The sequence below is a fragment of the Dechloromonas denitrificans genome, from assembly GCF_001551835.1.
In the GTDB taxonomy this organism is placed as follows: domain Bacteria; phylum Pseudomonadota; class Gammaproteobacteria; order Burkholderiales; family Rhodocyclaceae; genus Azonexus; species Azonexus denitrificans.
Genome location: NZ_LODL01000005.1, coordinates 46,029 through 68,808, shown reverse-complemented (window position 1 = coordinate 68,808; position 22,780 = coordinate 46,029). Strand labels below are relative to the sequence as shown.

23 protein-coding genes and 2 tRNA genes are annotated in these 22,780 nt (G+C 61.3%); 11 read left to right on the top strand and 14 right to left on the bottom strand.

What is annotated here, in order from left to right; genetic code table 11:
• Nucleotides 1-6 precede the first annotated feature (6 nt).
• The 7 genes from pheT to AT959_RS01160 all read right to left on the bottom strand — a co-directional run bounded on the left by pheT (nucleotide 7) and on the right by AT959_RS01160 (nucleotide 6,811).
• Nucleotides 7-2,382 carry a phenylalanine--tRNA ligase subunit beta gene (gene pheT, locus AT959_RS01190; RefSeq protein ID WP_066879712.1) on the bottom strand — a complete coding sequence of 792 codons (2,376 nt, stop codon included), beginning with the start codon at nucleotides 2,380-2,382 and terminating at the stop codon, nucleotides 7-9.
• The gene (gene pheS / locus AT959_RS01185) at nucleotides 2,379-3,425 is read right to left on the bottom strand and encodes a phenylalanine--tRNA ligase subunit alpha (RefSeq protein WP_066879709.1); all 1,047 of its coding nucleotides are present in this window, start codon (nucleotides 3,423-3,425) and stop codon (nucleotides 2,379-2,381) included. Before pheS ends, pheT begins: the two co-directional genes overlap by 4 nt.
• A gap of 57 nt (nucleotides 3,426-3,482) precedes the next feature.
• Nucleotides 3,483-3,842 carry a 50S ribosomal protein L20 gene (gene rplT / locus AT959_RS01180; protein ID WP_066879706.1) on the bottom strand — a complete coding sequence of 120 codons (360 nt, stop codon included), beginning with the start codon at nucleotides 3,840-3,842 and terminating at the stop codon, nucleotides 3,483-3,485.
• Nucleotides 3,843-3,853: 11 nt separating this feature from the next.
• Nucleotides 3,854-4,051 (bottom strand): 50S ribosomal protein L35, encoded by a 198-nt coding sequence (rpmI, locus tag AT959_RS01175; RefSeq protein ID WP_066879703.1) that lies wholly within the window; start codon nucleotides 4,049-4,051, stop codon nucleotides 3,854-3,856.
• 84 nt (nucleotides 4,052-4,135) lie between these two features.
• Nucleotides 4,136-4,660 carry a translation initiation factor IF-3 gene (gene infC / locus AT959_RS01170; RefSeq protein ID WP_083518134.1) on the bottom strand — a complete coding sequence of 175 codons (525 nt, stop codon included), beginning with the start codon at nucleotides 4,658-4,660 and terminating at the stop codon, nucleotides 4,136-4,138.
• 26 nt (nucleotides 4,661-4,686) lie between these two features.
• A complete protein-coding gene (gene thrS / locus AT959_RS01165; RefSeq protein WP_066880230.1) occupies nucleotides 4,687-6,603 on the bottom strand; it encodes a threonine--tRNA ligase in 1,917 nt (638 codons plus the stop codon).
• Between the two features lie 131 nt (nucleotides 6,604-6,734).
• Nucleotides 6,735-6,811 (bottom strand) — tRNA-Val (locus tag AT959_RS01160).
• Nucleotides 6,812-6,930: 119 nt separating this feature from the next.
• Here AT959_RS01160 and AT959_RS01155 point away from each other — a divergent pair.
• Both AT959_RS01155 and AT959_RS01150 read left to right on the top strand, forming a co-directional pair.
• Nucleotides 6,931-7,131, top strand: coding sequence for a SlyX family protein (locus AT959_RS01155; RefSeq protein ID WP_066879701.1), 201 nt, complete (start codon nucleotides 6,931-6,933; stop codon nucleotides 7,129-7,131).
• 10 nt (nucleotides 7,132-7,141) lie between these two features.
• Nucleotides 7,142-8,128, top strand: a complete 987-nt coding sequence (locus tag AT959_RS01150; protein ID WP_066879698.1) for a DHHA1 domain-containing protein — start codon at nucleotides 7,142-7,144, stop codon at nucleotides 8,126-8,128.
• A 4-nt stretch (nucleotides 8,129-8,132) separates the two neighbouring features.
• Here the strand turns inward: AT959_RS01150 and AT959_RS01145 are convergent, their stop codons facing one another.
• Together AT959_RS01145 and AT959_RS01140 are read right to left on the bottom strand one after the other, a co-directional pair.
• Nucleotides 8,133-9,059 carry a bestrophin family protein gene (locus tag AT959_RS01145; protein ID WP_066879695.1) on the bottom strand — a complete coding sequence of 309 codons (927 nt, stop codon included), beginning with the start codon at nucleotides 9,057-9,059 and terminating at the stop codon, nucleotides 8,133-8,135.
• 81 nt (nucleotides 9,060-9,140) lie between these two features.
• Nucleotides 9,141-9,225: transfer RNA gene (locus AT959_RS01140), tRNA-Leu, on the bottom strand.
• A gap of 54 nt (nucleotides 9,226-9,279) precedes the next feature.
• Here AT959_RS01140 and hpnC point away from each other — a divergent pair.
• The 4 genes from hpnC to AT959_RS01120 all read left to right on the top strand — a co-directional run bounded on the left by hpnC (nucleotide 9,280) and on the right by AT959_RS01120 (nucleotide 13,441).
• Nucleotides 9,280-10,089 carry a squalene synthase HpnC gene (hpnC, locus tag AT959_RS01135; RefSeq protein ID WP_066879692.1) on the top strand — a complete coding sequence of 270 codons (810 nt, stop codon included), beginning with the start codon at nucleotides 9,280-9,282 and terminating at the stop codon, nucleotides 10,087-10,089.
• 4 nt (nucleotides 10,090-10,093) lie between these two features.
• Entirely contained in the window at nucleotides 10,094-10,927 is an 834-nt protein-coding gene (hpnD, locus tag AT959_RS01130; protein WP_066879689.1) for a presqualene diphosphate synthase HpnD, read from the top strand.
• A complete protein-coding gene (gene hpnE / locus AT959_RS01125) occupies nucleotides 10,920-12,173 on the top strand; it encodes a hydroxysqualene dehydroxylase HpnE (protein ID WP_066879686.1) in 1,254 nt (417 codons plus the stop codon). The genes hpnD and hpnE overlap by 8 nt, the downstream gene beginning before the upstream one ends.
• A 65-nt stretch (nucleotides 12,174-12,238) precedes the next feature.
• Nucleotides 12,239-13,441, top strand: a complete 1,203-nt coding sequence (locus AT959_RS01120; RefSeq protein ID WP_066879683.1) for an ABC transporter substrate-binding protein — start codon at nucleotides 12,239-12,241, stop codon at nucleotides 13,439-13,441.
• A gap of 3 nt (nucleotides 13,442-13,444) precedes the next feature.
• Here the strand turns inward: AT959_RS01120 and AT959_RS01115 are convergent, their stop codons facing one another.
• On the bottom strand, nucleotides 13,445-14,119 hold the full coding sequence (locus AT959_RS01115; RefSeq protein WP_066879681.1) for an ABC transporter ATP-binding protein: 675 nt from the start codon (nucleotides 14,117-14,119) through the stop codon (nucleotides 13,445-13,447).
• Between AT959_RS01115 and AT959_RS01110 the strand changes: the two genes are divergently transcribed.
• Together AT959_RS01110 and mnmH are read left to right on the top strand one after the other, a co-directional pair.
• Nucleotides 14,118-14,720, top strand: coding sequence for an arylesterase (locus AT959_RS01110; RefSeq protein WP_066879678.1), 603 nt, complete (start codon nucleotides 14,118-14,120; stop codon nucleotides 14,718-14,720). The two genes, AT959_RS01115 and AT959_RS01110, sit on opposite strands and share 2 nt — an antisense overlap.
• A gap of 4 nt (nucleotides 14,721-14,724) precedes the next feature.
• Nucleotides 14,725-15,786, top strand: coding sequence for a tRNA 2-selenouridine(34) synthase MnmH (gene mnmH, locus AT959_RS01105; protein ID WP_066879676.1), 1,062 nt, complete (start codon nucleotides 14,725-14,727; stop codon nucleotides 15,784-15,786).
• On the opposite strand, the gene AT959_RS01100 is transcribed toward mnmH, so the two are convergent.
• Entirely contained in the window at nucleotides 15,759-16,298 is a 540-nt protein-coding gene (locus AT959_RS01100) for a class I SAM-dependent methyltransferase (protein ID WP_240481656.1), read from the bottom strand. The genes mnmH and AT959_RS01100 overlap by 28 nt on opposite strands.
• Here AT959_RS01100 and AT959_RS01095 point away from each other — a divergent pair.
• Nucleotides 16,297-16,701: an OsmC family protein gene (locus tag AT959_RS01095; protein ID WP_066879673.1), complete on the top strand. Its 405-nt coding sequence runs from the start codon at nucleotides 16,297-16,299 to the stop codon at nucleotides 16,699-16,701. The genes AT959_RS01100 and AT959_RS01095 overlap by 2 nt on opposite strands.
• Before the next feature lie 88 nt (nucleotides 16,702-16,789).
• Nucleotides 16,790-19,480, top strand: a complete 2,691-nt coding sequence (locus AT959_RS01090; RefSeq protein WP_066879670.1) for a bifunctional acetate--CoA ligase family protein/GNAT family N-acetyltransferase — start codon at nucleotides 16,790-16,792, stop codon at nucleotides 19,478-19,480.
• A gap of 95 nt (nucleotides 19,481-19,575) precedes the next feature.
• Here AT959_RS01090 and AT959_RS01085 read toward each other — a convergent pair whose 3' ends face one another.
• Complete coding sequence (locus AT959_RS01085; RefSeq protein WP_066879666.1) at nucleotides 19,576-19,785, bottom strand: DUF3460 family protein; 210 nt, start codon at nucleotides 19,783-19,785, stop codon at nucleotides 19,576-19,578.
• Between the two features lie 50 nt (nucleotides 19,786-19,835).
• The gene (locus AT959_RS01080) at nucleotides 19,836-20,069 is read right to left on the bottom strand and encodes a DUF3567 family protein (protein WP_066879663.1); all 234 of its coding nucleotides are present in this window, start codon (nucleotides 20,067-20,069) and stop codon (nucleotides 19,836-19,838) included.
• A gap of 179 nt (nucleotides 20,070-20,248) precedes the next feature.
• On the opposite strand from AT959_RS01080, the gene rquA reads away from it, so the two are divergent.
• Complete coding sequence (rquA, locus tag AT959_RS01075) at nucleotides 20,249-20,989, top strand: rhodoquinone biosynthesis methyltransferase RquA (protein ID WP_066879660.1); 741 nt, start codon at nucleotides 20,249-20,251, stop codon at nucleotides 20,987-20,989.
• A gap of 59 nt (nucleotides 20,990-21,048) precedes the next feature.
• Here the strand turns inward: rquA and AT959_RS01070 are convergent, their stop codons facing one another.
• Complete coding sequence (locus tag AT959_RS01070) at nucleotides 21,049-22,677, bottom strand: methyl-accepting chemotaxis protein (protein WP_066879658.1); 1,629 nt, start codon at nucleotides 22,675-22,677, stop codon at nucleotides 21,049-21,051.
• Nucleotides 22,678-22,780: the final 103 nt, after the last annotated feature.

Below are 22,780 nucleotides of genomic sequence, written 5' to 3'. Positions count from 1 at the left end.
TATCCATCAGGCACGCAGTTGAGCACCGAATGCCCGTTCGAGACAAGACACCAGTTGCTGCATCGCAGCATCAACTTCCGAATCTAGCAAAGTGCGTTGAGTATCTTGCATAACTATACGGAACGCAAGACTTTTCTTGTTTTCAGGCACCCCCTTGCCAACGTACACGTCGAACAATTGAATGTCCTGCACGAGGGTCGGCAACTGCTCTTTCATGCCATCGAGCAGGGTCTGCAAACCAAGCCCTTGATCGACAACAATGGCCAGATCGCGAATCACCGGCGGGAATTTGGAGACTTCAAGATAAGAAGGCACATGGACCGCCTTCACCAGATCGAAATCAAGCTCGAATACGACCGGCGCTTGCGGCAAATCGTATTTCTGAACCCATTCGGGATGCAGTTCACCTAGGCAGCCAATCTCGCGACCATCAAGCAGCACCTTGGCCGCGCGACCGGGGTGCAAGGCCGGATGCTGCAGCCTTTCGAAACGCAGTTGAGCCGGCGCCAGCAGCGCTTCGATATCACCCTTCATATCGAAGAAATCGACCTTGAGCGCCCCGCTACCCCAACCTTCCGGCAAGGCGCCACCGTAAGCCAAGCCAGCCAGCTTCCAGGGCTGCCGAAAACCGGCAACCGGAGCTCCCTGCGCATCACGCTGGAAAGCACGCCCCGTTTCAAACAGACGAACTCGGCTCTGCTTGCGCTTGAGATTAGTCACTAAATTCGAAATCAGGCCACCAAACAGCGTCGACCGCATGACTGCCATTTGACTTGCAATCGGATTGGCCAGACGAATCAGATCGGGATTAGCGGCAAAATCAGCCTCCCAGGCTTCTTCGACAAAAGCGAAATTGACCACTTCCTGATAACCGCGATCAACCAACAATTGACGAACGCGCGCCGCCGGACGTTGCGCCTCTGGCTGCACCATCATTTTCAAATTACCGCGCGGCGCCGGCGCCGGAATGTTGTCGTAACCGTGCAGACGGGCAATTTCCTCGATCAGGTCTTCCTCGATTTCGATATCGAAGCGCCAGGTCGGTGGCGTCACCAGGAAATCGTCGCCTTCGCGCACGAAAGGCAGGCCAAGGCCGTTGAACAACCCGGCGATCTGCTCGGCGGAAAAAACCATGCCGATCACTGCGCTGGCGCGCGCACTACGCAGGCGCACCGGCTGGCGCGCCGGCATCTCGGCCTTCGCCTCGACCACCGGACCAGCGGCACCGCCGCAAATATCAATAATCAGTTGCGTGGCGCGTTCGATGGCACGGCGAGCGCCACCGAAATCGACGCCGCGCTCGAAACGATGCGAGGCATCAGAACCAAAACCGTAGCGGCGGGCACGGCCAGCAATGGCCTTCGGTGCAAAGAAGGCGGATTCCAGGAACAGTTCGCTGGTTTCCAGCGTGATGCCGCTCTCCTCACCGCCCATGATGCCGGCCATGGCCAGCGGCTTGACATCGTCGGCGATGACCAGGATGTCGGCGTCAATGGCGATAGCCTGCTCGTTCAACAGCAGCAGCTTTTCTTCCGGTTTGGCCATGCGGGCATGCACGGCGCCTTCGAGTTTGGTGTTATCGAAGGCGTGCAGCGGCTGGCCGAGTTCGAGCATCACATAGTTGGTGACGTCCACCAGCGCCGAAATCGAGCGGATGCCGCTGCGTTCGAGGCGGCGCTTCATCCATTCCGGGGTCGGCGCCTTGGCATTGACGCCCTTCAGCACACGACCGCAGTAGAGCGGGCAGGCATCCGGCGCATTGAGCACGACGGCACGCTGATCGGCGATGGTCGCTGCCACTTCCGGCACCTCGATCAGCTTGGCCTGGGCGCCGGCGATGGCTGCCACTTCTCGCGCCACGCCTGTCAGGGACAGGCAGTCAGCACGATTCGGCGTCAGCTTGAGTTCGAACTGGCTATCATCGAGATCGAGATATTCGCGGATCGACTGACCGACCGGCGCATCAGCCGGCAGCACCAGCAGACCGGAAGCCTCTTCAGCAATACCGAGTTCCTTGGCCGAGCAGAGCATGCCGGAGGACTCGATGCCGCGCACCTTGGCGATCTTGATGGTGAAATCGCCAGGCAACTTGGCACCCGGCAAAGCGCAGGGCACGCGCAGGCCGACGGCGACATTCGGCGCACCGCAGACAATGGTCGTCGGCTCGCCACGACCCGTATCGACCTTGCAGACATTCAAACGGTCGGCATCTGGATGCTTGACGACGTCGAGCACCAGGGCGACGACGACGTCGTTGAATTGCGGAGCGACCGGCTCCAGACCTTCGACTTCAAGGCCGGCCATGGTCAGCAGATGGGAAAGTGCCTCACTCGACAGTTGGGTGTCGACAAGGGTACGCAGCCAGGATTCGGAGAATTTCATGCGAATTGCCTCAGGAAACGGAGGTCGCCTTCAAAGAAGAGGCGCAGGTCATTGACGCCGTAACGCAGCATGGTCAGGCGATCCTGACCGAAGCCGAAGGCAAAGCCGGTGTACTTTTCTGGATCGATGCCGGCAATGCGCAGCACATCCGGATGCACCATGCCGCAACCGGCAATTTCCAGCCAGCGACCTTCGAGCGGGCCACTCATGAAGGCGACGTCGATTTCGGCGGATGGCTCGGTAAACGGGAAAAAGGACGGGCGGAAGCGGACCTTGAGGTCGTCGGTCTCGAAGAAACTGCGCAGGAAATCAGCAATCACGCCCTTGAGGTCGGCGAAGGAAACGCCCTCACCCACCCACAAACCTTCAACCTGATTGAACATCGGCGAATGCGTCGCATCGGAATCAACACGATAGACGCGGCCCGGCGCGATGATGCGGATTTCGGGCATTTTTTCCAGTTGACCGTAGCGTTCGACATGCGCCTTCATGTAGCGCGCCTGGATCGGGCTGGTATGGGTCCGCAACAGCACCTTGTCGGCAACAGTGCCATCCGGGTTCTGCAGATAAAAGGTGTCATGCATAGAACGCGCCGGGTGATCCTCGGGCGTGTTCATGGCAGTGAAATTGAAAAAGTCTTCCTCGATCTCGGGGCCGTCGGCCACTTCAAAACCGATCGAACGGAACAGGGACTCGATGCGCTCCAGCGTGCGCGTTACCGGGTGCAGACCACCGCGCACTTCGGCGCGACCAGGCAGCGTGATATCCAGCGCCTCTTCGGCCAGGCGCGCTTCCAGCGCAGCCTTGCGGATCGCCTCGCGACGCTCGTTGAGCGCCACTTCAACCGCCGTCTTGGCAACGTTGATCGCGGCACCGGCGGTTTTCTTCTCTTCCGGCGGCAATTTGCCCAAGCCTTTGAGAAGTTCGGTAATCTGCCCGCTCTTGCCGAGGAAACGGGCTTTTACCTGTTCCAGCGCATCCGGGTCAGAGATGGCAGCAAACGCCGACTGGGCTTCGCTAACGATTTGATCGAGATTGTCCATAAACATCCACCAACAAAAAAGGAGGCTTTCGCCTCCTTTTTTTAATTACGCTTTCGCTCAGGCGCCGAGCTTTGCCTTGGCTTGAGCAGCCAGAGCAGCAAATGCCGGCTGATCGAAGACAGCCAGGTCAGCCAGAACCTTGCGGTCCACTTCGATGTTGGCCTTCTTCAGACCGTTCATGAAGGTGCTGTACTTCATGCCCAGCTCGCGAGCTGCTGCATTGATACGGGCGATCCACAGGGCACGGAACTGGCGCTTGCGTTGACGACGGTCACGGTACTGGTATTGACCAGCCTTCATTACCGCCTGTTTGGCGACGCGATATACGTTCTTGCGACGACCGCGGTAACCCTTGGCTTGAACGAGAATCTTTTTGTGACGAGCGCGAGCTGTTACACCACGTTTAACTCTAGGCATCTGCTATCTCCTTATGCGTAGGGCATCATGGCGCGGACAGAAGCGGAATCGCGCGCGTTAACTTCGACGGAACCGCGCAGATGGCGTTTCACCTTGGTGGTCTTCTTGGTCAGAATGTGACGCTTGAAGGCTTGACCGCGCTTGATGCTGCCACCGGCGCGAATCGAGAAACGCTTTTTGGCGCTGCTCTTGGTCTTCATTTTGGGCATTTAGATGCTCCTTAATGACATGCTGTCAGGTGGTTCCCGGCGGGAACGCTTGCACTACCCGAAGGCACTTATGGGTACTACGTATTACACTTTCTTTTTGGCTGGCGCGATGATCATGATCATCTGACGACCTTCCATCTTCGGCATCTGCTCGACCTGGCCAACGGCCTCGAGGTCTGCCTTGATACGTTCAAGCTGGCGCATACCGAATTCCTGATGCGCCATTTCGCGTCCCCGGAAGCGCAAAGTCACTTTGACCTTGTCTTCTTCTTCCAGGAAACGGGTCATATTCCGAAGCTTGATCTGGTAATCGTTTTCGTCGGTACCCGGGCGCAGCTTGACTTCCTTGACCTGCACCTGCTTCTGCTTCAGCTTGGCCTCATGCGCACGTTTCTGTTCCTGATACTTGAACTTACCGTAGTCCATGATCCGACAGACCGGCGGCTTGGCAACCGGGGCGATCTCAACCAGATCGACGCCAGCTTCTTCAGCCATCTGCAAGGCAGCGCGGATACTCATGATACCCAGCTGCTCACCTTCCAAACCCTGGAGACGAATCTCCGGAACCGTAATTTCTTCGTTGAGGCGATGCGCCTTGTTCTGAGCTATGGTGAAACCCCCGAAAACAACAATAATTAAGCCGTGCCACTACGCGCTGCGACTTCGCTTTGAAGTCGCTCGATCAGTGCATCCACGGACATCTGCCCGAGATCCTGACCACCGCGAGTACGCACGGCTACCAGTCCGTCCGCTTTTTCCTTATCGCCCACAACGAGCTGATAAGGCAGCCGGTTCAAGCTATGTTCGCGAATTTTATAGGTAATTTTCTCGTTACGCAAATCCGACTCAGCCCGGAAGCCCGCTTGGTGTAGCTTTTGCGCGACTTCAGCCGCGTAATCCGCCTGCTTTTCCGAAATATTCAGGACCACAGCCTGGGTCGGCGCCAGCCAGAGCGGCAAGGCGCCAGCAAAGTTTTCGATCAGGATGCCGATGAAGCGCTCCAGCGAACCGAGGATCGCCCGGTGCAGCATCACCGGCACCTTGCGCGTATCGTCAGCCGCAACATACTCAGCACCGAGACGGCCCGGCATCGAGAAATCGACCTGCATCGTGCCGCACTGCCAGGAGCGCCCAATGGCATCCTTGATGTGGAATTCGATCTTCGGGCCATAGAAAGCCCCCTCACCCGGCAATTCCGTCCACTCCAGCCCGGAAGCACGCAAGCCCTGACGCAGCGCATCCTCGGCCCTATCCCAGACCTCGTCGGAACCGACCCGACTTTCCGGGCGCAAGGCCAGCTTGACGGCAACGTCGTTGAAGCCGAAATCGGCATAGACCTTCTTGACCAGCGCATTAAAGGCGGTCACTTCGGACTCGATCTGATCCTCGGTACAGAAGATGTGACCATCGTCCTGCACAAAGCCGCGCACGCGCATCAGGCCGTGCAGCGCGCCGGTCGGCTCGTTGCGGTGGCAGGAGCCGAATTCGCCATAGCGCAGCGGCAGTTCGCGATAGGAACGCAGATCGGAATTGAAGACCTGGACATGCCCCGGGCAGTTCATCGGCTTCACTGCGTAATCGCGGTTTTCCGAGGCCGTCGTGAACATATTGTCCTTGTAGTGCTCCCAGTGACCGGATTTTTCCCACAACGACTTGTCGAGAATCTGCGGGCAGCGCACTTCCTGGTAACCATTATTGCGATAGACGGCACGCATGTACTGCTCGATTTCCTGCCAGACCGCCCAGCCTTTCGGGTGCCAAAAAACCAGACCCGGCGCCTCGTCCTGCATGTGAAAGAGATCGAATTGCTTGCCGAGACGGCGATGGTCACGCTTCTCGGCCTCTTCCAGCATATGCAGATACGCCTCGAGATCTTCCTTCTTGGCCCAGGCCGTACCGTAGATGCGCTGTAACTGCTCATTGCGATGATCGCCGCGCCAGTAGGCACCAGCAACCTTCATCAGCTTGAAGACTTTCAGCTTGGCCGTGGTCGGCACGTGCGGACCGCGACAAAGGTCGATGAAATCACCTTCACGGTAGAGCGACACCTGCTGGTCGGCCGGAATAGCGCCAATCAGTTCGGCCTTGTATTTTTCACCGAGATCGAGAAAGAACTTGACGGCGTCGTCGCGCGCCCAGACTTCGCGACTGACCGGAATGTCCTTCTTGGCCAGTTCAGCCATGCGCTTTTCGATCACCACCAGATCTTCCGGCGTAAACGGGCGCTTGTAGGCGAAGTCGTAATAGAAACCGTTTTCAATGACCGGCCCGATCGTCACCTGCGCCTCCGGGAACAACTCCTTGACGGCGTAAGCCAGCAAGTGAGCGGTCGAGTGACGAATCACCTCAACACCTTCGGCATCGCGATCCGTAATGATCGCCAGATCGGCATCTTTTTCGATCAGGAACGAGGTATCAACCAGTACGCCATCAACCTTGCCAGCCAAGGCAGCACGGGCCAGACCGGCACCAATGCTTGCCGCAACCTCGGCAATCGTTACCGGCTGCTCAAAGGAGCGGATGGAACCATCAGGCAGTTTGATATCAGGCATGGCAAATCTCTGGGCAAAAAAAAAGCGCGGGACGAGCCGCACTTTTTTGGTCGAACGAAAGCTGACTCGATTAGTGTTTCTGAACTGCAGTGCAAGTTCGGAAATTCATCAATTCAGCTCCGTCGGGAATTTGGTAGGCGGTATTGGAATCGAACCAACGACCTCCACGATGTCAACGTGGCGCTCTAACCAACTGAGCTAACCGCCTTCAGAAGGTGCGCATTATAGACTGAACACCGAAACCGTCAACAACTTTTCACGGAAAGTTGTGAAGCCAAGTACACTCCGCCCCTCAAGCCAATGAATTTTAAGGAAACAGGACTGCCAATGGAATCGCGAATTACCGAGTTGGAGATCAAGATAAGTTACGCCGAAGACATGATCGACGAGCTTAACCACACCATTTTTCGCCAGCAGCAGCAAATCGAGATGTTGATTTCCCAGATGCGTACTTTGCGCGAACAAATGCAGACCTCCCAGCCAAACGAAGCGCTCAGCCTGCGCGACGAACTCCCACCGCATTACTGAAGCTGTTCGCATGACCGCACATACGCCGACCAGCATTCTCTATCACGCCGACTGCCTTGACGGCTTTGGCGCAGCCTATGCCGCCTGGCGGCGATTCGGCAGCGCCGCCCGTTATTGCCCAATGCATCATGGCGCCCCTTGGGACATGACTGAGATCGCCGGGCATACCGTGTATATCCTCGACTTTTCCTTCCCGCCGGAAACCTTGGAGCGCATGGCAAAGCTCGCCCACGCGGTCATCCAAATCGATCACCATGCCTCGGCTTGCCAAGCCTGGGCCGACGAACTGCAGCCGGCGGATGACGGCAGTCATTCATTTCACGCCCCATCACTGCCGCTCAGCATCATTTTTCATCTAGGCAAATCCGGCGCGCGGCTGGCCTGGGAATACTTTCACGAGGCGCCCGCCCCGCTCGCCCTGGCTCATATCGAAGACCAGGACCTGTGGCGCTTTGCCTTGCCGGCAACGCGTCCTTTTTGCCGCGCCCTGCGGCTGCTGCCCTTCGAGTTGGAAACCTGGGATGCGATGGTGCAGGCGACGGCGACAGCGGACGCACCCCACTACCAAGAGATGCTAGGCAACGGCCAAGCCATTGAGCAGTTCTTCCAGAAGGAAGTCGAACGACTTGCCCACGGCGCCCTGCCCAGCCCGGCCCGCCTGCGCGGCGAACCCGTCGACGCCCTGCAGGCAACCCGCCATGGCCTGCCGATCATCAGCGACAACGAACTCAGCTGGCGAGCCATCGAAGGCATCGCAATCAATACCAGCGCCCTGTTCAGCTCCGAACTTGGCCATCAACTCGCACAGCAGAGTGGTACTTTTGGCTTGATCTGGCAACTGGCCGCCGACGGCGAAGCCAAGGTTTCGCTGCGCTCTGAGGGGGGCTTCGACGTCGCCGAAATCGCCAGCCGCTACGGCGGCGGTGGACATCGCAATGCGGCCGGTTTTCGCATGCCGGTCGCCCGCTTCATGGCCGAAGTTCTGGGCCTCGGTTAAAAACTCAGGTCAGGACGAAATCCGTCACCACCGGTGGCTGACCGAGCGGCTCCAGGCCGGCCATCTCGCAGACCGAAACCTCAATGGTGTGGCACAGGGAATCGAGCGCCAGGTCATTGGCCTCGGTGCCGAACGGCTCCTCGATCTGCTCGCCGATCATTTCCAGCGCCAAAAAGGTATAGGCGACAAAGGTGGCAATCAACGGTGTCAGCCAGCCGATGCTGGTCGCCAGCCCGACCGGCAGCAGCAGGCAATAGACCATCACCGTCCGATTCATCAGCACCCGGTAGGTATAGGGGATCGGCGTGCTGGCAATTCGCTCGCAAGCCCCCGAGGTATCGGCCAGCACATTGAGGCTCTTGTCGATGGCGAACAGCTGCATTTCGGAAAGCTGCCCCTGACGCCGCAGATCGGCCAGCAGATGGGCCAGCGAGAGCAGGATAATCTGCGGCTGGAAGCGGGCGGCGGCAACCTCGGCGAGCAAGACCCCTTCCAGGCGCAAGGCCAGATCGGCCGCGGCATCGGTCTGCCGTAACTGGTGCTTCAAGGCATAGGCAAAAGCCGCCACCCGGCGCACCACTACCTCCCGAACCGGTTCATTTTCCGGCCCAGGCAAGCTGCTACACACCTGCCGCACCAGCGAGCGGGCCACCACCAGCAGGCCGCCCCATTGCTTACGCGCCTCCCAGAAGCGGTCGTAACTGACCGAGTTGCGAAAGCCGAGGAAAATGGCCAGCGCCACCCCCATCAGCGTAAAGGGCGGGATGCTCAGCGCCGAATGGGCATGGACGCTCATCCACCATTCGCGACTCAGCACGCTGATCACCGAAACCACGAGAACCAGCGCCAGGCGGCCAATGATGTCCGGCAAGACGGAGCCGCGCCAGACAAAAAGCAGGCGGAACCAGTGGTGGCGGGGACGAACGATCATGACGGACGATATCCTGATGATGAAAAGCAAAAAGCCGCCAATCCTCGGATTAAAGCGGCTTTTTCAGCTTCTAAACAAACATGGTGCCCAGGAAGGGACTCGAACCCCCACACCTTTCGGCGCCAGAACCTAAATCTGGTGCGTCTACCAATTTCGCCACCTGGGCAGGCGGCGCGCATTCTAACACTGTCCCGGCCTTCACCTCTATACTTCCGGCCCCATGCCGGTCGACCACTACGAAAACTTTCCCGTTGCCTCGCTGTTGCTGCCTGCGAAATTGCGCCGGCCGATCGAGGTTATCTACCGTTTTGCGCGCAGCGCCGATGACATTGCCGACGAGGGAGATGCCGAGCCGGCCGAGCGTCTGGCCGGCCTGGCCGCCTACCAGGCGGAACTGGATCGGATCGCCGCCGGACAGGCGCCGCACAGTGCAATGTTCGTCGCCCTGGCCGAAGTCATTGAGCAGTACCGCTTGCCGATCCAGTTGTTCCGCGACCTGCTCGATGCCTTTGCCCAGGACGTGGTCAAGCAGCGCTACGCCGACTACCCGGAACTGCTCGATTATTGCCGCCGTTCGGCCAACCCGGTCGGCCGGCTGGTGTTGCATCTGTTCGGCCGGACCGAGGCAGAACATCTGGAACAGTCTGACTGCATCTGCAGCGCCCTGCAGTTGATCAATTTTTGGCAGGATGTTGCGGTCGACTGGCAAAAAGACCGGGTTTACATCCCGCAGACCGACTTCCCGCACTTCAAGCTGACCGAGGACGACATCGCCGCCAGTCGCTGGTCGGCCAACTGGGCGGCGCTGATGGATTTCGAGATCGACCGCGCCCAGGCGCTGATGCTGCGCGGTGCGCCGCTCGTCCATGCCCTGCCCGGCCGCCTCGGCTGGGAAATCCGCCTGACCATCCAGGGCGGCCTGCGCATCCTCGAAAAGCTGCGCCAGGTGCGCGGCGACGTCTTCCACCGCCGGCCGAAACTCGGCAAATGGGACTGGCTGGTTCTCGCCGGCCGTTCCCTTACAATGTAGCCCCATGAGCCCAGAACAATACTGCCAGGAGAAGTGCGCCGCCAGCGGCTCCTCCTTCTATTACAGCTTTCTCTTCCTGCCCACCGAGCGCCGGCGCGCCATCATGGCGCTGTATGCCTTCTGCCGCGAAGTCGATGACGTGGTCGATGAATGCAACGACATTTCGATCGCCTCAACCAAGCTGACCTGGTGGCGCCAGGAGGTCGAGCGCATCGCCAGTGGCGAGCCGACGCATCCGGTCGGTCTGGCCCTGAAAGCGGTCGGCGGCCAGTTCAACCTGCCCAAGGAACAACTGCTGGAAATCATCGACGGCATGGAGATGGACCTGCAGCAGTCGCGCTACCTCGATTTCAAGGGGCTCTCACTGTATTGCTACCGCGTCGCCAGCGTCGTCGGCCTGCTCGCCGCCGAGATCTTCGGCTTTAAGGACCGGCAGACGCAGAAATACGCGCACGACCTGGGCATGGCCTTCCAGCTCACCAACATCATCCGCGACATCGGCGAGGATGCCCGGCGCGGCCGCATCTACATCCCGATGGACGAACTGAAGCAGTTCAACGTACCGGCCGCCGACATCCTGAATGGCAAGTATTCGGACAATTTCACGGCGCTGATGAAGTTCCAGACCGAAAGAGCCGAGCAATACTACGCGCAGGCTTTTGCCCAGTTACCAGCCGTCGACCGCAAGAGTCAGCGTCCCGGCCTGATCATGGCGGCGATCTACCGCACCCTGCTCGACGAGATCAAGCGCGAGAACTACCAGGTGCTGCACCAGCGCATCGCGCTGACCCCGGTGCGCAAGATCTGGATCGCCTGGAAGACCTGGGCGTTTGCCTGAGCAACGTACCACGGTCGCCGTCATCGGCGGCGGCTGGGCCGGCCTGGCCGCTGCCGTCGAACTGACGGCGGCCGGCATCGACACCACGCTGTTCGAAGCTGGCCGCGTGCTGGGTGGGCGGGCTCGCACGGTCAGCATCGACGGCCGCAAGCTGGATAACGGCCAGCACATCCTGCTCGGCGCCTACCGCGAAACCTTGGCCCTGATGCGCCGGCTGGGCGCCGACCCCGAACGGCTGTTCGAACGCCGGTCGCTGCAGGTCATCGAGCCGGATGGCTTCCATCTCGCCCTGCCCCGCTGGCCGGCGCCACTCAATGTCGCCTGGGGGCTGCTGACGACCAAGGGCGTCGGCCTGCGCGAGAAACTCGCCACGGCGTGGTGGATGGAAGGCATCAAGGCCAAAAAATTCCAGCTAGACAACGACACGACGGTCGCCGCCTGGCTCGATGCCGCCGGACAAACCGGCCGCCTGCGCCGGCATCTGTGGGAACCGCTCTGCCTCGCCGCGTTAAACACGCCGGCCGAACAGGCCTCGGCGCAACTGTTCGCCAATGTGCTGCGCGACAGCCTGGGCAGTGCACGCCGGGCCGATACCGACCTGCTGCTGCCGCGCGTCGATTTCGGCCAGTTGCTGGCGGAGCCGGCGCGCGACTGGCTGCTCGCCCATGGCGCCGAAATCCGGACGGGGACGCGGATCGAGGAACTAGCCGCAGGCGAGCACGGCGTCGACATCGACGGCTGCCGCTTTGATGGCACCATTATTGCCACCGCCGCCCAGCATGCGACCAAGCTCTGGCCAGCGCTAACCGCCCGCTACGACTACGAGCCGATTGCTACGGTCTACCTGCAATTCGGGGCAAAAACCGGGCTGCCTTTCCCGCTCATCAACCTGGCCCGAAAACACGGTCAATGGGTGGTCGACCGCGGCAATGGCCTCCTCGCCTGCGTCCTGAGCGGCCATGGTGCCTGGGAATCGCTCGACGACAGGGCGCTGGCTGAAGCCCTGGAGCGCGAACTCGGCCTGGGCGAAAAGGCGAGCTGGCAGAAAGTCATCCGCGAAAAACGCGCCACCCTGTCGGCCCGCCCCGGCCTACTGCGCCCGGGCTGCAGCACGGCGCACTCCAGAGTTTTCCTGGCCGGCGACTACACTTGGGCCGACTATCCGGCAACGCTGGAAGGCGCCGTCCGCAGCGGGCTGCGCGCCGCCCGCCGAATCATTGACCGGGAGCTCGCACCGGCTTGGTGAAACCCCCTATAGCGCCCACCCCCGACGCGGTTTAGTGTTGCAGCATAAAAATTTCCGGAGACAACATGTTCATCATTCGCCATCTGGCGCTCGGCTTGCTGGGCGCCCTCACCCTCGGCGCGGCAAGCGCCGAACCGATCCGCATCGCCGTGACCGGGCCGTTCACCGGCTCGTCGGCGCCGATGGGCCTGTCGATGCTGGCCGGCGTCCGCATCGCGGCCGAGGAGATCAACCTCGGCGGCGGCATTTTCGGGCGCCGCATCGAACTGGTCGAACGCGACGACAAGGCTGATCCGGAGACCGGCAAGAAAGTCGTGCAGGAAGTCATCGAAAAGGAAAAAGTAGTGGCCGGCCTCGGCTTCATCAATACCGGTGTCGCCATGGCCGCCCAGCGCCTTTACCAGGATGCCCGCATCCCGGTCATCAACAACGTCGCCACCGGCGCCCGCATCGTCGGCCAGTTCAAGGCCCCGGAATTTCCCGAGAGCTACCTGTTCCGCAACTCGGCCAGCGACGCCATCCAGTCGGCAATGATTGTTCGTGATGCAACCGAGCGCCGCCATTTCAGCAAGCTGGCGATCTTCCACGACACCACGGCCTATGGCGAACAGGGGCGCGAGCAGTTGCTCGAACAACTGGCCCAGCGCAACCTGAAGCCGGTTGCCATCGAGAGCTTCAAGCTCGGCACCACCGACCTGTCGGCCGCGCTGAAGCGGGCCAAGGAGGCCGGCGCCGAAGCCATCCTGACCTACGCCATCGGCCCCGAACTGGCCAGCATCGCCAACGGACGCGCCAAGCTGGGCTGGAACGTGCCGATGATCGGCAGCTGGCCGCTGTCGCTGCCCAACTTCATCGAGGCGGCCGGCAAGAACGCCGAAGGCGCCCGCATGCCGCAAACCTTTATCGAAGAGGCCAACAATTCGCGGCGCACTGGTTTCATCGTCGCCTACCACCAGGCCAACCAGACCAAGCGCATCCCGTCGGCGGTGTCCGCCGCCCAGGGCTACGACTCGGTGTATCTGCTGATCGGCGCGATGATCCAGGCCGGCGGCACCGATGGCGCCAAAATCCGGCAGGCACTGGAAAACCTCAACAAGCCGGTTTATGGGGTGATCACGACCTACGACCACCCGTTCAGCGCCGGCGACCACGAGGCGCTTTCCGAAAACATGGTGGTGATGGGCGAAGTCAAGAACGGACGCATCGCCTATGCCTATGCCGATGACGAACGGCGCAGCCTGCTGATCCAGAAGAAGCCGAAAAAATAGGCCTCAGGCGGCCAGTTGCCCGCCCTGGATGCGCAAGATACGGCCGCAACGGGCAGCAATTGCCTCGTCATGGGTAACCAGGATCAGCGTCGTGCCCTGCCGGGCATTCAAGTCGAACATCAGTTCGATGATCTGCTGCCCGGTGGCCGCATCGAGATTGCCGGTCGGCTCGTCGGCCAGCACCAGGCGCGGCGACGGCGCAAAGGCGCGGGCCAGCGCCACCCGCTGCTGCTCGCCGCCGGAAAGATGCTTGGGATAGTGCTTCAGCCGATGCGCCAGGCCGACCCGGTTCAGCCAGTCGCTGGCGGCTGCGGTGGACGCCTTGAAACCGGCCAATTCCAGCGGCAGCATGACGTTTTCCAGCGCATTGAGCGAAGGCAGCAACTGGAAAGACTGGAAAACGAAACCGAGCAACTTGCCGCGCTGCTTGGCTCGTTCATCCTCGTCGAGCGCCGCCAGCGCCACGCCGTCGAGGCGGATTTCGCCGGCGGTCGGCACATCGAGCCCAGCCAACAGGCCGAGCAGGGTCGACTTGCCGGAGCCCGAAGCACCGACAATGGCGACTGTTTCACCCGGTTGCACCGAAAAGGAAATATCCTGCAGTATCGTCAGCGGCTCGCCGCCGTTGTCGACCGTCTTGCCCAACCCCACCACTTCAACGACCGGTTTCTCTGCCATGCGGCTTTTCCTCTTGCTGTTTGCCCTGCTTTGCTCAGCCCCGGCGGCCTTCGCCGGCAAAACCATCCTGGTCATCGGCGACTCGCTGTCCGCCGGCTATGGCATTCGTCCCGAACAGGCCTGGCCGGCGCTGCTCGGCAAACGCCTGGCCGAAAAGCGTTTCGATTATAGCGTCGCCAACCTGTCGATCTCCGGCGAAACCACGGCCGGCGGCCGCAGCCGCCTGCTACCGGCCCTGAAACAGCATCAACCGGCCATCGTCATCATCGCCCTCGGCGCCAATGACGGCCTGCGCGGCCTGTCGCTGGCCCAGATGCGAGACAACCTGAAGGCGATGAACGACGCCGCCCGGACGGCCGGCGCGCGGGTCATGCTGGCCGGCATGCGCCTGCCGCCCAATTACGGCCCCTACGCCACCGAATTCCAGCGCAGCTATGCCGAACTGGCGGCGAGCGGGAAAAGCACCCTGCTGCCTTTCCTGCTCGAACCGGTCGCCGCCCAGGCCGCCTACTTTCAGGCCGACAATCTGCATCCGACTGCCGCAGCACAGCCCTTGATTCTCGATCATGTCTGGGCCAGCCTGTTGCCCTTGCTAAAATAGCCGGATGAAACAGAACCGCCCCACCGTCGCCGACCTTGCGGCCTACGATGAAATCATCGACGTCCGTTCCCCCGCCGAATTTGCCGAGGACCACATCCCCGGCGCCATCAACTGCCCGGTGCTCGACGATGCCCAGCGGGCCGAAGTCGGCACGCTGTACAAGCAGGTATCCCCGTTCGAAGCCAAGAAGATCGGCGCCGCGCTGGTCTCCGAGAACATCGCCCGCCACTTGCGCGAGCGTTTTCTCGACCGGCCAAAAACCTGGAAACCGCTGATCTACTGCTGGCGCGGTGGCGATCGCAGCGGCTCGATGACGACGATTTTTCGCGCCATCGGCTGGCCCGCCGGGCAACTGGATGGCGGCTACAAGGCCTGGCGCGGCCACGTCATCGCCGAATTGGCCCGCCTGCCGCAAAACCTCGATTTCCAGGTTGTCTGCGGCCCGACCGGCAGTGCCAAAACCCGTATCCTGCAAGCCATCGGCCAGTTGGGTGGGCAGGTCCTCGATCTCGAAACCCTGGCCTGCCACAAAGGCTCGGTGCTCGGCGTCCTGCCCGGCCAGCCGCAACCAGCCCAAAAGAGCTTTGAAACCAGCCTTCTGCAGGCAATTGCCGCCTTCGACCCGACCCGCCCGGTCTACGTCGAAGCCGAGAGCCGAAAAATTGGCCGCCTGCACCTGCCCGACGCCCTGCTCGAACGCATCCGACTCGGCAATTGCCTGAACATCGAGGCCAGCACCGAAGCCCGCGTCGCCTTCCTGCTCCATGACTACGATTATTTCCTGCACGACCCGACTTTCCTGATCGAACGGCTGGAGCCACTGCGCGGCCTGCAGAGCAAGGAAACGATGAGTCGCTGGCTGAGCCTGATCGAAAGCGGCCACTGGTCCGAACTGGTGCGCGAACTGCTCGACCTGCACTACGACCCGCACTACCGACGCTCGCAGGACCGGAATTACACCGGCATGCAGGACCCTGCCTGCTTCACGACGGATGATCTTTCAGCCGCCGGCATCGAACGGCTGGCCGCGGCCATCACTCAGGGACGCTGCGCGCACACCGCCTGACGCATGGCCGGCTTCGGCGTTGCGGTATAGCCTTCATCGAAGGCGATTTCACGCCAACCGGCCGCCACCACGCGTTCGCGCAACTCGCCGGGCTGGAGCAGGAACTTCGCGCTGGACGGCTTGCCGTAGGCTTCGTTACCGACCATGAAGGTTTCGTAGATCAGCACACCGCCCGGCGCCAGCAAGGCCAACAGATCGGCAAATCGCGGCCGCCACAGGTAGTTGGTGACGACGATGCCGGCAAACTGGCGCCCAACCAATGGCCATTCGTCGCCTTCCAGATCGGCCTGCAATGTTTCGATGCCGGGCAGCCCGTACAGGCCGGCCAGCGCCTCGGCATCGCGGTCGACCGCCAGCACCGGGTGCCCGAGGCTGGCCAGCAGGCGGCTGTGACGCCCGCTGCCGCAAGCCAGATCTAGCACCCTGGCGCCTGGCGCAAAGTAGCCGAGATGGCCGGCCACCCAGGGCGATGGAGGTATGATCCGGGCCATTTCGTTCAGGGAGTCGGTCATGTCGGAAGTCGTCGTTGCGGAAAATGGACAAGGAAGATACCAGCAGGAAGTACTTGCCGGCCAGCATCGGCTGATTGCCGACGAGCCGGCGAGCATCGGCGGCGCCGATGCCGGCCCGGCCCCTTTCGATTTCCTGATGAGCGGTCTCGGCGCCTGCACCTCGATGACGCTGCGCATGTACGCCGAGCGGAAAGGCCTGCCGCTGACCCGGATCAGCGTTGCCCTCAGGCACGACAAGATCGATATCGATGGCGTCGCTCGCGACCGCATTACGCGGGAAATCACGCTCGAGGGCGAGCTCCTGCCGGAACACCGCCGCCGCCTTCTCGAAATTGCCAACCGCTGCCCGGTACACCGCGCCCTTTCTCACTCCATGACGCTCGATTGCGCACTGAGCGAATAGTCAATAACCCCACCTCTGCAATGGCATTCACCATGTCTTTGTGCCAGAATCGTGCGATGCACAATAACAGCCTAACAAGGGGCCTGCCATGCTTGAACAGCACTATCTGACTTCATTATTCGAACCCAAATCGGTGGCTGTGATTGGCGCCTCCGACCGTGAAAACTCGGTCGGCAACGTCATTTTCAAGAACATTCTGAATCAGGGCTACAAGGGCAAGCTGTACGCCATCAACCCCAAGCATGAGACGATCCAGGGCCAGCCGGCCTACAAGTCGATCGAGGAAATCGGCGCCCGGGTCGAGACGGCGATCATCGCCACCCGGCCGCAAACCGTCCCCCATATCATCGAACAATGCGGCCGCAGCGGCGTCCGCAACGCCATCATCATTGCCGCCGGCTTTTCCGAGGCCGGCCACATCGGCGCCGCGCTCGAACGCAAGGTGATCGAGATCGCCCGTTCCTACAACGTGCGCATCCTCCGCCCCAACTGCCTCGGCATCATCCGCCCCGAACTCGGGCTGAACGCCACCTTCACCAAGATCACCGCCAACCCGGGCAACCTGGCCCTGGTCTCGCAGTCTGGCGCCATGTGCTCGGCGGTGCTCGACTGGGCCAAGGCCAATCAGGTCGGCTTTTCCTCGGTCATTTCGCTGGGCATGACGGCCGACATCGATTTCGGCGAAATTCTTGACTACCTGATTTACGACAGCCGCACGCACTACATCCTGATGTACGTCGAAGGCATCCGCAATGCCCGCCGCTTCATGAGCGCCCTGCGGTCGGCCGCCCGTATCAAGCCGATCATCCTGCTCAAGGCCGGTCGCCACGAAGCCGGCTCGGTTGCCGCCGCAGCCCACTCCGGCATGGCCGCCGTCTCCGATACCGTGTTCGATGCAGCCGTCCGCCGGGCCGGCGTCGTCCGCGTCCGTAACGTCGGCCAGTTGTTCTATGCCGCCAAGGCGCTCGCTTCCAAATTCCGCCCGCAGGGCAGCCGTCTCGCCATCATCACCAACGGCGGTGGCCCCGGTGCCATGGCCGCCGACCGCGCTGGCGACCTCGGCATTCCGCTGGCCCAGCTCTCGAACGAGACGATGGCCGCGCTCAACAAGTTCCTGCCGATCGGCTGGTCGCACGGCAATCCAATCGACATTGGCGGCGATGCGACACCGGAGCGCTACCGCGACACCATCCTCGCCGTGACCCATGACGCAAATGTCGACAGCACGCTGGTCATGCTGTCGCCGCAGGCAATGACCGAACCGATGGAAGTCGCCAAGGCGATCATCGAAGTCGCCGACAAGCTGAACCGTTCGCTGATCTGCTGCTGGATGGGCGAAGAACAGGTGGCCGGCGCCCGCAAGCTGCTCGAAGATGCCGGCATTCCGGCCTTCCGTATGCCGGAAACGGCGATCGAGCTGTTCCATCACATCTCCAAGTACTACAGCAACCAGAAGCTGCTGCTGCAGACGCCGGAACCGACCCGCCAGCAACGCCCGGAAACCGAAGGCGCCAAGATGCTGATCGAGGCGCTGCTCGCCGAACGGCGCAAGGTGCTGTCGGAAATGGAATCGAAAGCCATCCTGCGTGCCTTCAAGGTGCCGGTGGCGCAGACCATGGTTGCCCGCACCGCGACCGAAGCGCTGCTGCTGGCCGAGCAGATCGGCTTCCCGATCGCCATGAAGGTCGATTCGCCGGACCTGCCGCACAAGTCGGATGCCGGCGGCGTTCGCCTGAACATCCAGAATGCACCAGCTGTCCGCAACGCCTACCACGACATCATTGATACCGTCCAGAAGCGTCACCCAACCGCCAAGATCAACGGGGTCTCGATCGAACCGTTCCTGTCGCGCCCGAATGGTCGGGAGCTGATGATCGGCGTCTTCCGCGACCCGATTTTCGGGCCGGTCATCACCTTCGGCGCCGGCGGTTTCGACGTCGAGATCTTCAGCGACCGCTCGGTCGCCCTGCCGCCGCTCAACAAGTTCCTGGCCAAGGATCTGATCGATTCGACGCGCGCCTCGAAGATTCTCGACCAGTTCCACAACATGCCGCCGGTCGACCGCGAAGCGATCAAGGAAGTGCTGCTCTGCATCTCCGAAATGGTCTGCGAACTGCCGTGGATCGTCGAACTCGACCTCAACCCGCTGATCGTCGATGAAGAAGGCGCCATCGCCGCCGATGCCCGCATCGTCATCGACCATGCGACCGGCGCCAGCGGCGATCGTTATGCCCACATGGCGATCTACCCCTACCCGGTGCATCTGGTCCAGGAATGGCAGATGAATGACGGCAAGGTCGTCACCATCCGCCCGATCCGCCCGGAAGATGCGGAACTGGAGCAGGAGTTCGTCAAGAATATGTCCGACGAGTCGCGCTACTACCGCTTCATGGACACGCTGCGCGAGCTGACCCAGACCATGCTGGTCCGTTTCACGCAGATCGACTACGACCGCGAAATGGCCCTGGTGGCAACGATCAACGACGAGGAAGGCAAGGAGTCGCAGATCGGTGTTTCGCGCTACGTGGTCAATCCGGATGGCGAATCGGTCGAGTTCGCGCTGGCCGTCGGCGACGGCTGGCAGAAGTGCGGTGTCGGCCGCAAGCTGATGACGGCGCTGATCGACTGTGCCCGCTCCAAGGGCTACCGCGCCGTGGTCGGCGATGTGTTGTCGACCAATACCAAGATGTTCCGCCTGATGACCAGCCTCGGCTTTACCATTCACCCGCATCCGGACGACACCGCCGTCAAACGCGTCGTCAAGCCGCTGACCGGCTAGGCACCCAGGCTTGTAGCTCCTGCCCCGGCGGGAGCGAACGGCAACAAAAAAGCCGGTCGCAAGACCGGCTTTTCATTTGGACGTCCGCCGAGGAATTATTCGCCGAAGAAATTCACGTCGTAGGGGTAAGGCTTCTGCGCCACCTTGGAGGTCGCATTGCGCGTCGAGGTATCGATATCCTGCTTCTTGTCCCACCACAGGGCGCGACCGGCCTTTTGGTCTTCGCCCCAGGCCGGATTCTGTTCCAGCTGCTCGTTCATCCACTTCGTGTGATCAGACACGTAGCTCGTATTTACGTCACCCATTTGGCTGCTTTCCTCAAGCTAATCAAGACAATGCCCGCGATTCTAGCACGTCAGTGGAAGACGATGGGACGAGCGCTACCGGCACAGTAATCTTCGAGGAAGGCGTCGATGGTTTCCTCGTCGCGCTCGGCTTCCGGAATCTCTTCCATCGCGTGCTGGAAATGCCAGGCCGACGGCCCGCGCAGGAAAAGTGTGCTCAGCGCATCCTTGTCGAACAACTCAAGCCCCTGCTCGGCCGGGTAGGCCAGAATCCAGAAATGCTCACTGCTGTAGATGACATTCATCGCACCACCTCCAATCAACGAAGCCTCAAGTCTGTTAACGGCCAATCCGGCCTGGCCTGTAGCCCAAGCTGAAGGAAGGCTGGAAATATCCGGTGGTGGAACAACCAAAATATGACACCCTAGCGCTCGTCGGCTTGCATCATGCCTGCTACCCAGGCAGCCGCCCCCCAGAGATATTCATGAAAAACAACGCCCAAGGTCTTCCTTCTCCCTTCGTAGCGGTCGCCAATTCACCAGCGGCCCGGATCGATCCGCAGATTCCCGACTATCTGCGAAAAGTCTATTGGTGGGCCTATCTGCATCCGAATGCGGTTCGCTTCTTCGAGCGCGAATGGCTGGTCAACCTGATTCTCTGGGGCAATTTCAGTCGCCTGCGTGATGGCGCACTGGCCGAACTCGGCGACCCGATCGAACATCGCCTGCTGCAGGTGGCCTGTGTCTATGGTGATTTCAGCCAGCGCATCGCCGCCCGGCTGGGTGCCGCCGGCACCCTCGATGTCGTCGACGTGGCGCCGATCCAGCTCGCCAACCTACGCCGCAAACTGGCCGACGACCAACGTATCCACCTGCACCGGCAGGATGCCAGCGCCCTGCATTTCGCCGATGCCAGCTTCGACGCCAGCCTGCTTTTTTTTCTGCTCCACGAGCAGCCGGAAGCGGTCCGCCGCGCCACGCTGGCCGAAGCGCTACGGGTGACCCGGCCGGGCGGGAAAGTCGTCATCGTCGATTATCACAAGCCGAAACGCAGCAACCCGCTGCGCTATATGATGAAAGCCGTGCTCGGCCTGCTCGAGCCTTTTGCCGACGACCTCTGGCAGCAGGAAATCGCCAGCTACCTGCCGGCCACATTCAGTTCAGGCAGCGTTAGCAAGCGCACCTGTTTCGGTGATCTTTACCAGCAGGTGGTGATTACCGTCTAAGCCGGCCAGCGCCGGAATTTGCCATTTTCCGGCGGTCGACCGCAGCAATCGAGCAAAAATCAGATCTTGAAGCGCCCGACGATGGCCTGCATCTCGTGTGCCGTCCGGTCCAGCGATTCGGCGGCCTGCGAGGTTTCGTGGGCGATGGCGCTGGCCTCTTCGGACTGCGTCGCAATCTGCTCGATGCGGACGGCAACGTCGGTCGATGCCGCCGACTGTTCGCGCAGGCCGTTATTGACCTCGCGCACGACATCGGCCACCTGCTGCGCCATTTCGCGCAGATGGGCAATCGACTGCCCGGCCTGCTGGGCCAGCACGACGCTGCTGTCGGCCAGTTCGACCCCTTGCGCGACACCGCTCACCACCTGCCCGGTCGATTGCTGGATGGCATTGACCATGCCGGTGATTTCGCCGGTCGACACCGCGGTCCGCTCGGCCAGCTTGCGCACTTCATCGGCCACCACGGCAAAGCCGCGCCCGGCTTCACCGGCCCGTGCCGCCTCGATCGCGGCGTTGAGGGCGAGCAGGTTAGTCTGGTCGGCAATATCGCGAATGACCGCGACGATGCTTGAAATCTTCTCGGACTCCTGCTTCAGTTCGTTGATCTGGCCGGCCGCGTTGCGCACCACATTGGCCACCTTGTTGATCTGGCCGACCAGTTCCTCGATCGCCAGATTGCCCTGATGCGCCTGCTCATCAGAGGCATTGGCCAGCCGCGACGCCTCGTTGGTATTGTCCGAAACGTGGTTGATCGAGACGGTCAGTTCCTCGACATTGGCGGCAATGGCCGAAGCCGCGCTGCTCTGCACCGAAGACGACTGATCGATCAGTTGCACCGCATGGCTCAGCGATTTGGAAGCGGTCAGGATCTGTTCGGCACTGGTCAAGGTTTCGCCCATCGCACTGCGCAGCGACTGCTGCATGTCGCCGACGGCGCCGACCAGTTTGCCCACCTCGTCGGCATTGACCCGCGGCAACTCGCCGCGCAGGTCGCCCTGCGCGATCAGGCGGGCGGCGGCAACCGCGGCATCGAGCTGGCCGCCCATCCGGCGAGCAATCAGGTAGGAAACCAGCAAGGCGAGCACGATGCCAAGCGCCAGGGCACCGAGGCCACCGACCAGGGCGGAATTGACGTGCGCCTCGGCACTGCTCGACGCTGCTTCGGAACCGGTGCGGTTGAGCTTCATCAGTTCATCGGTCTTGTCGCGCATCCGATTGGCCACCGTCACCCACTCCGTCTTGCGCAACTGCTGTGCCTGCTCCTCGTTGCCGGCCTTGGCCTGGGCGATGCCCTTGTCGACGACGGCCCGATAATCAGTCGCTGCCTGGACGACCGATTGATAGATCACCCGCTCCGGCTCGGAAACAATCAGCTTTTCATAGCCTTTCAGGGCTTCACGCACCGACTCGTCCAGCTTGCCCAGGCTGCTTTCGATCTTGGCCTTCTCGTCGGCGCTGCCCGGCAGCATGTATTCCAGGCTGCGCACCCGATAGCGCAGCCGTAGCTGGCTGATCTCACCGACCGCCTGCACCGAGGGCAGCCAGTTTTTGGCAATTTGCTCGGTATCCTTGCCGACCGACCGGATCTGCATGACACAGAACACCACGGCGACGATCAGCACGCCGCCGCTCGCGAGAAAGTTGAGCAGCAGCTTGTAACGCAACGAAAGATTGTCGAACCAGGCCATTTTTTGTCCCTCCTTGAATGTTCTTATATTGGATATTCCGCGCCATCTTGTTGGGTGGCAGGTCTTGCAATGATGCTAAACCCCGGCAGATTGCATTTCAAGT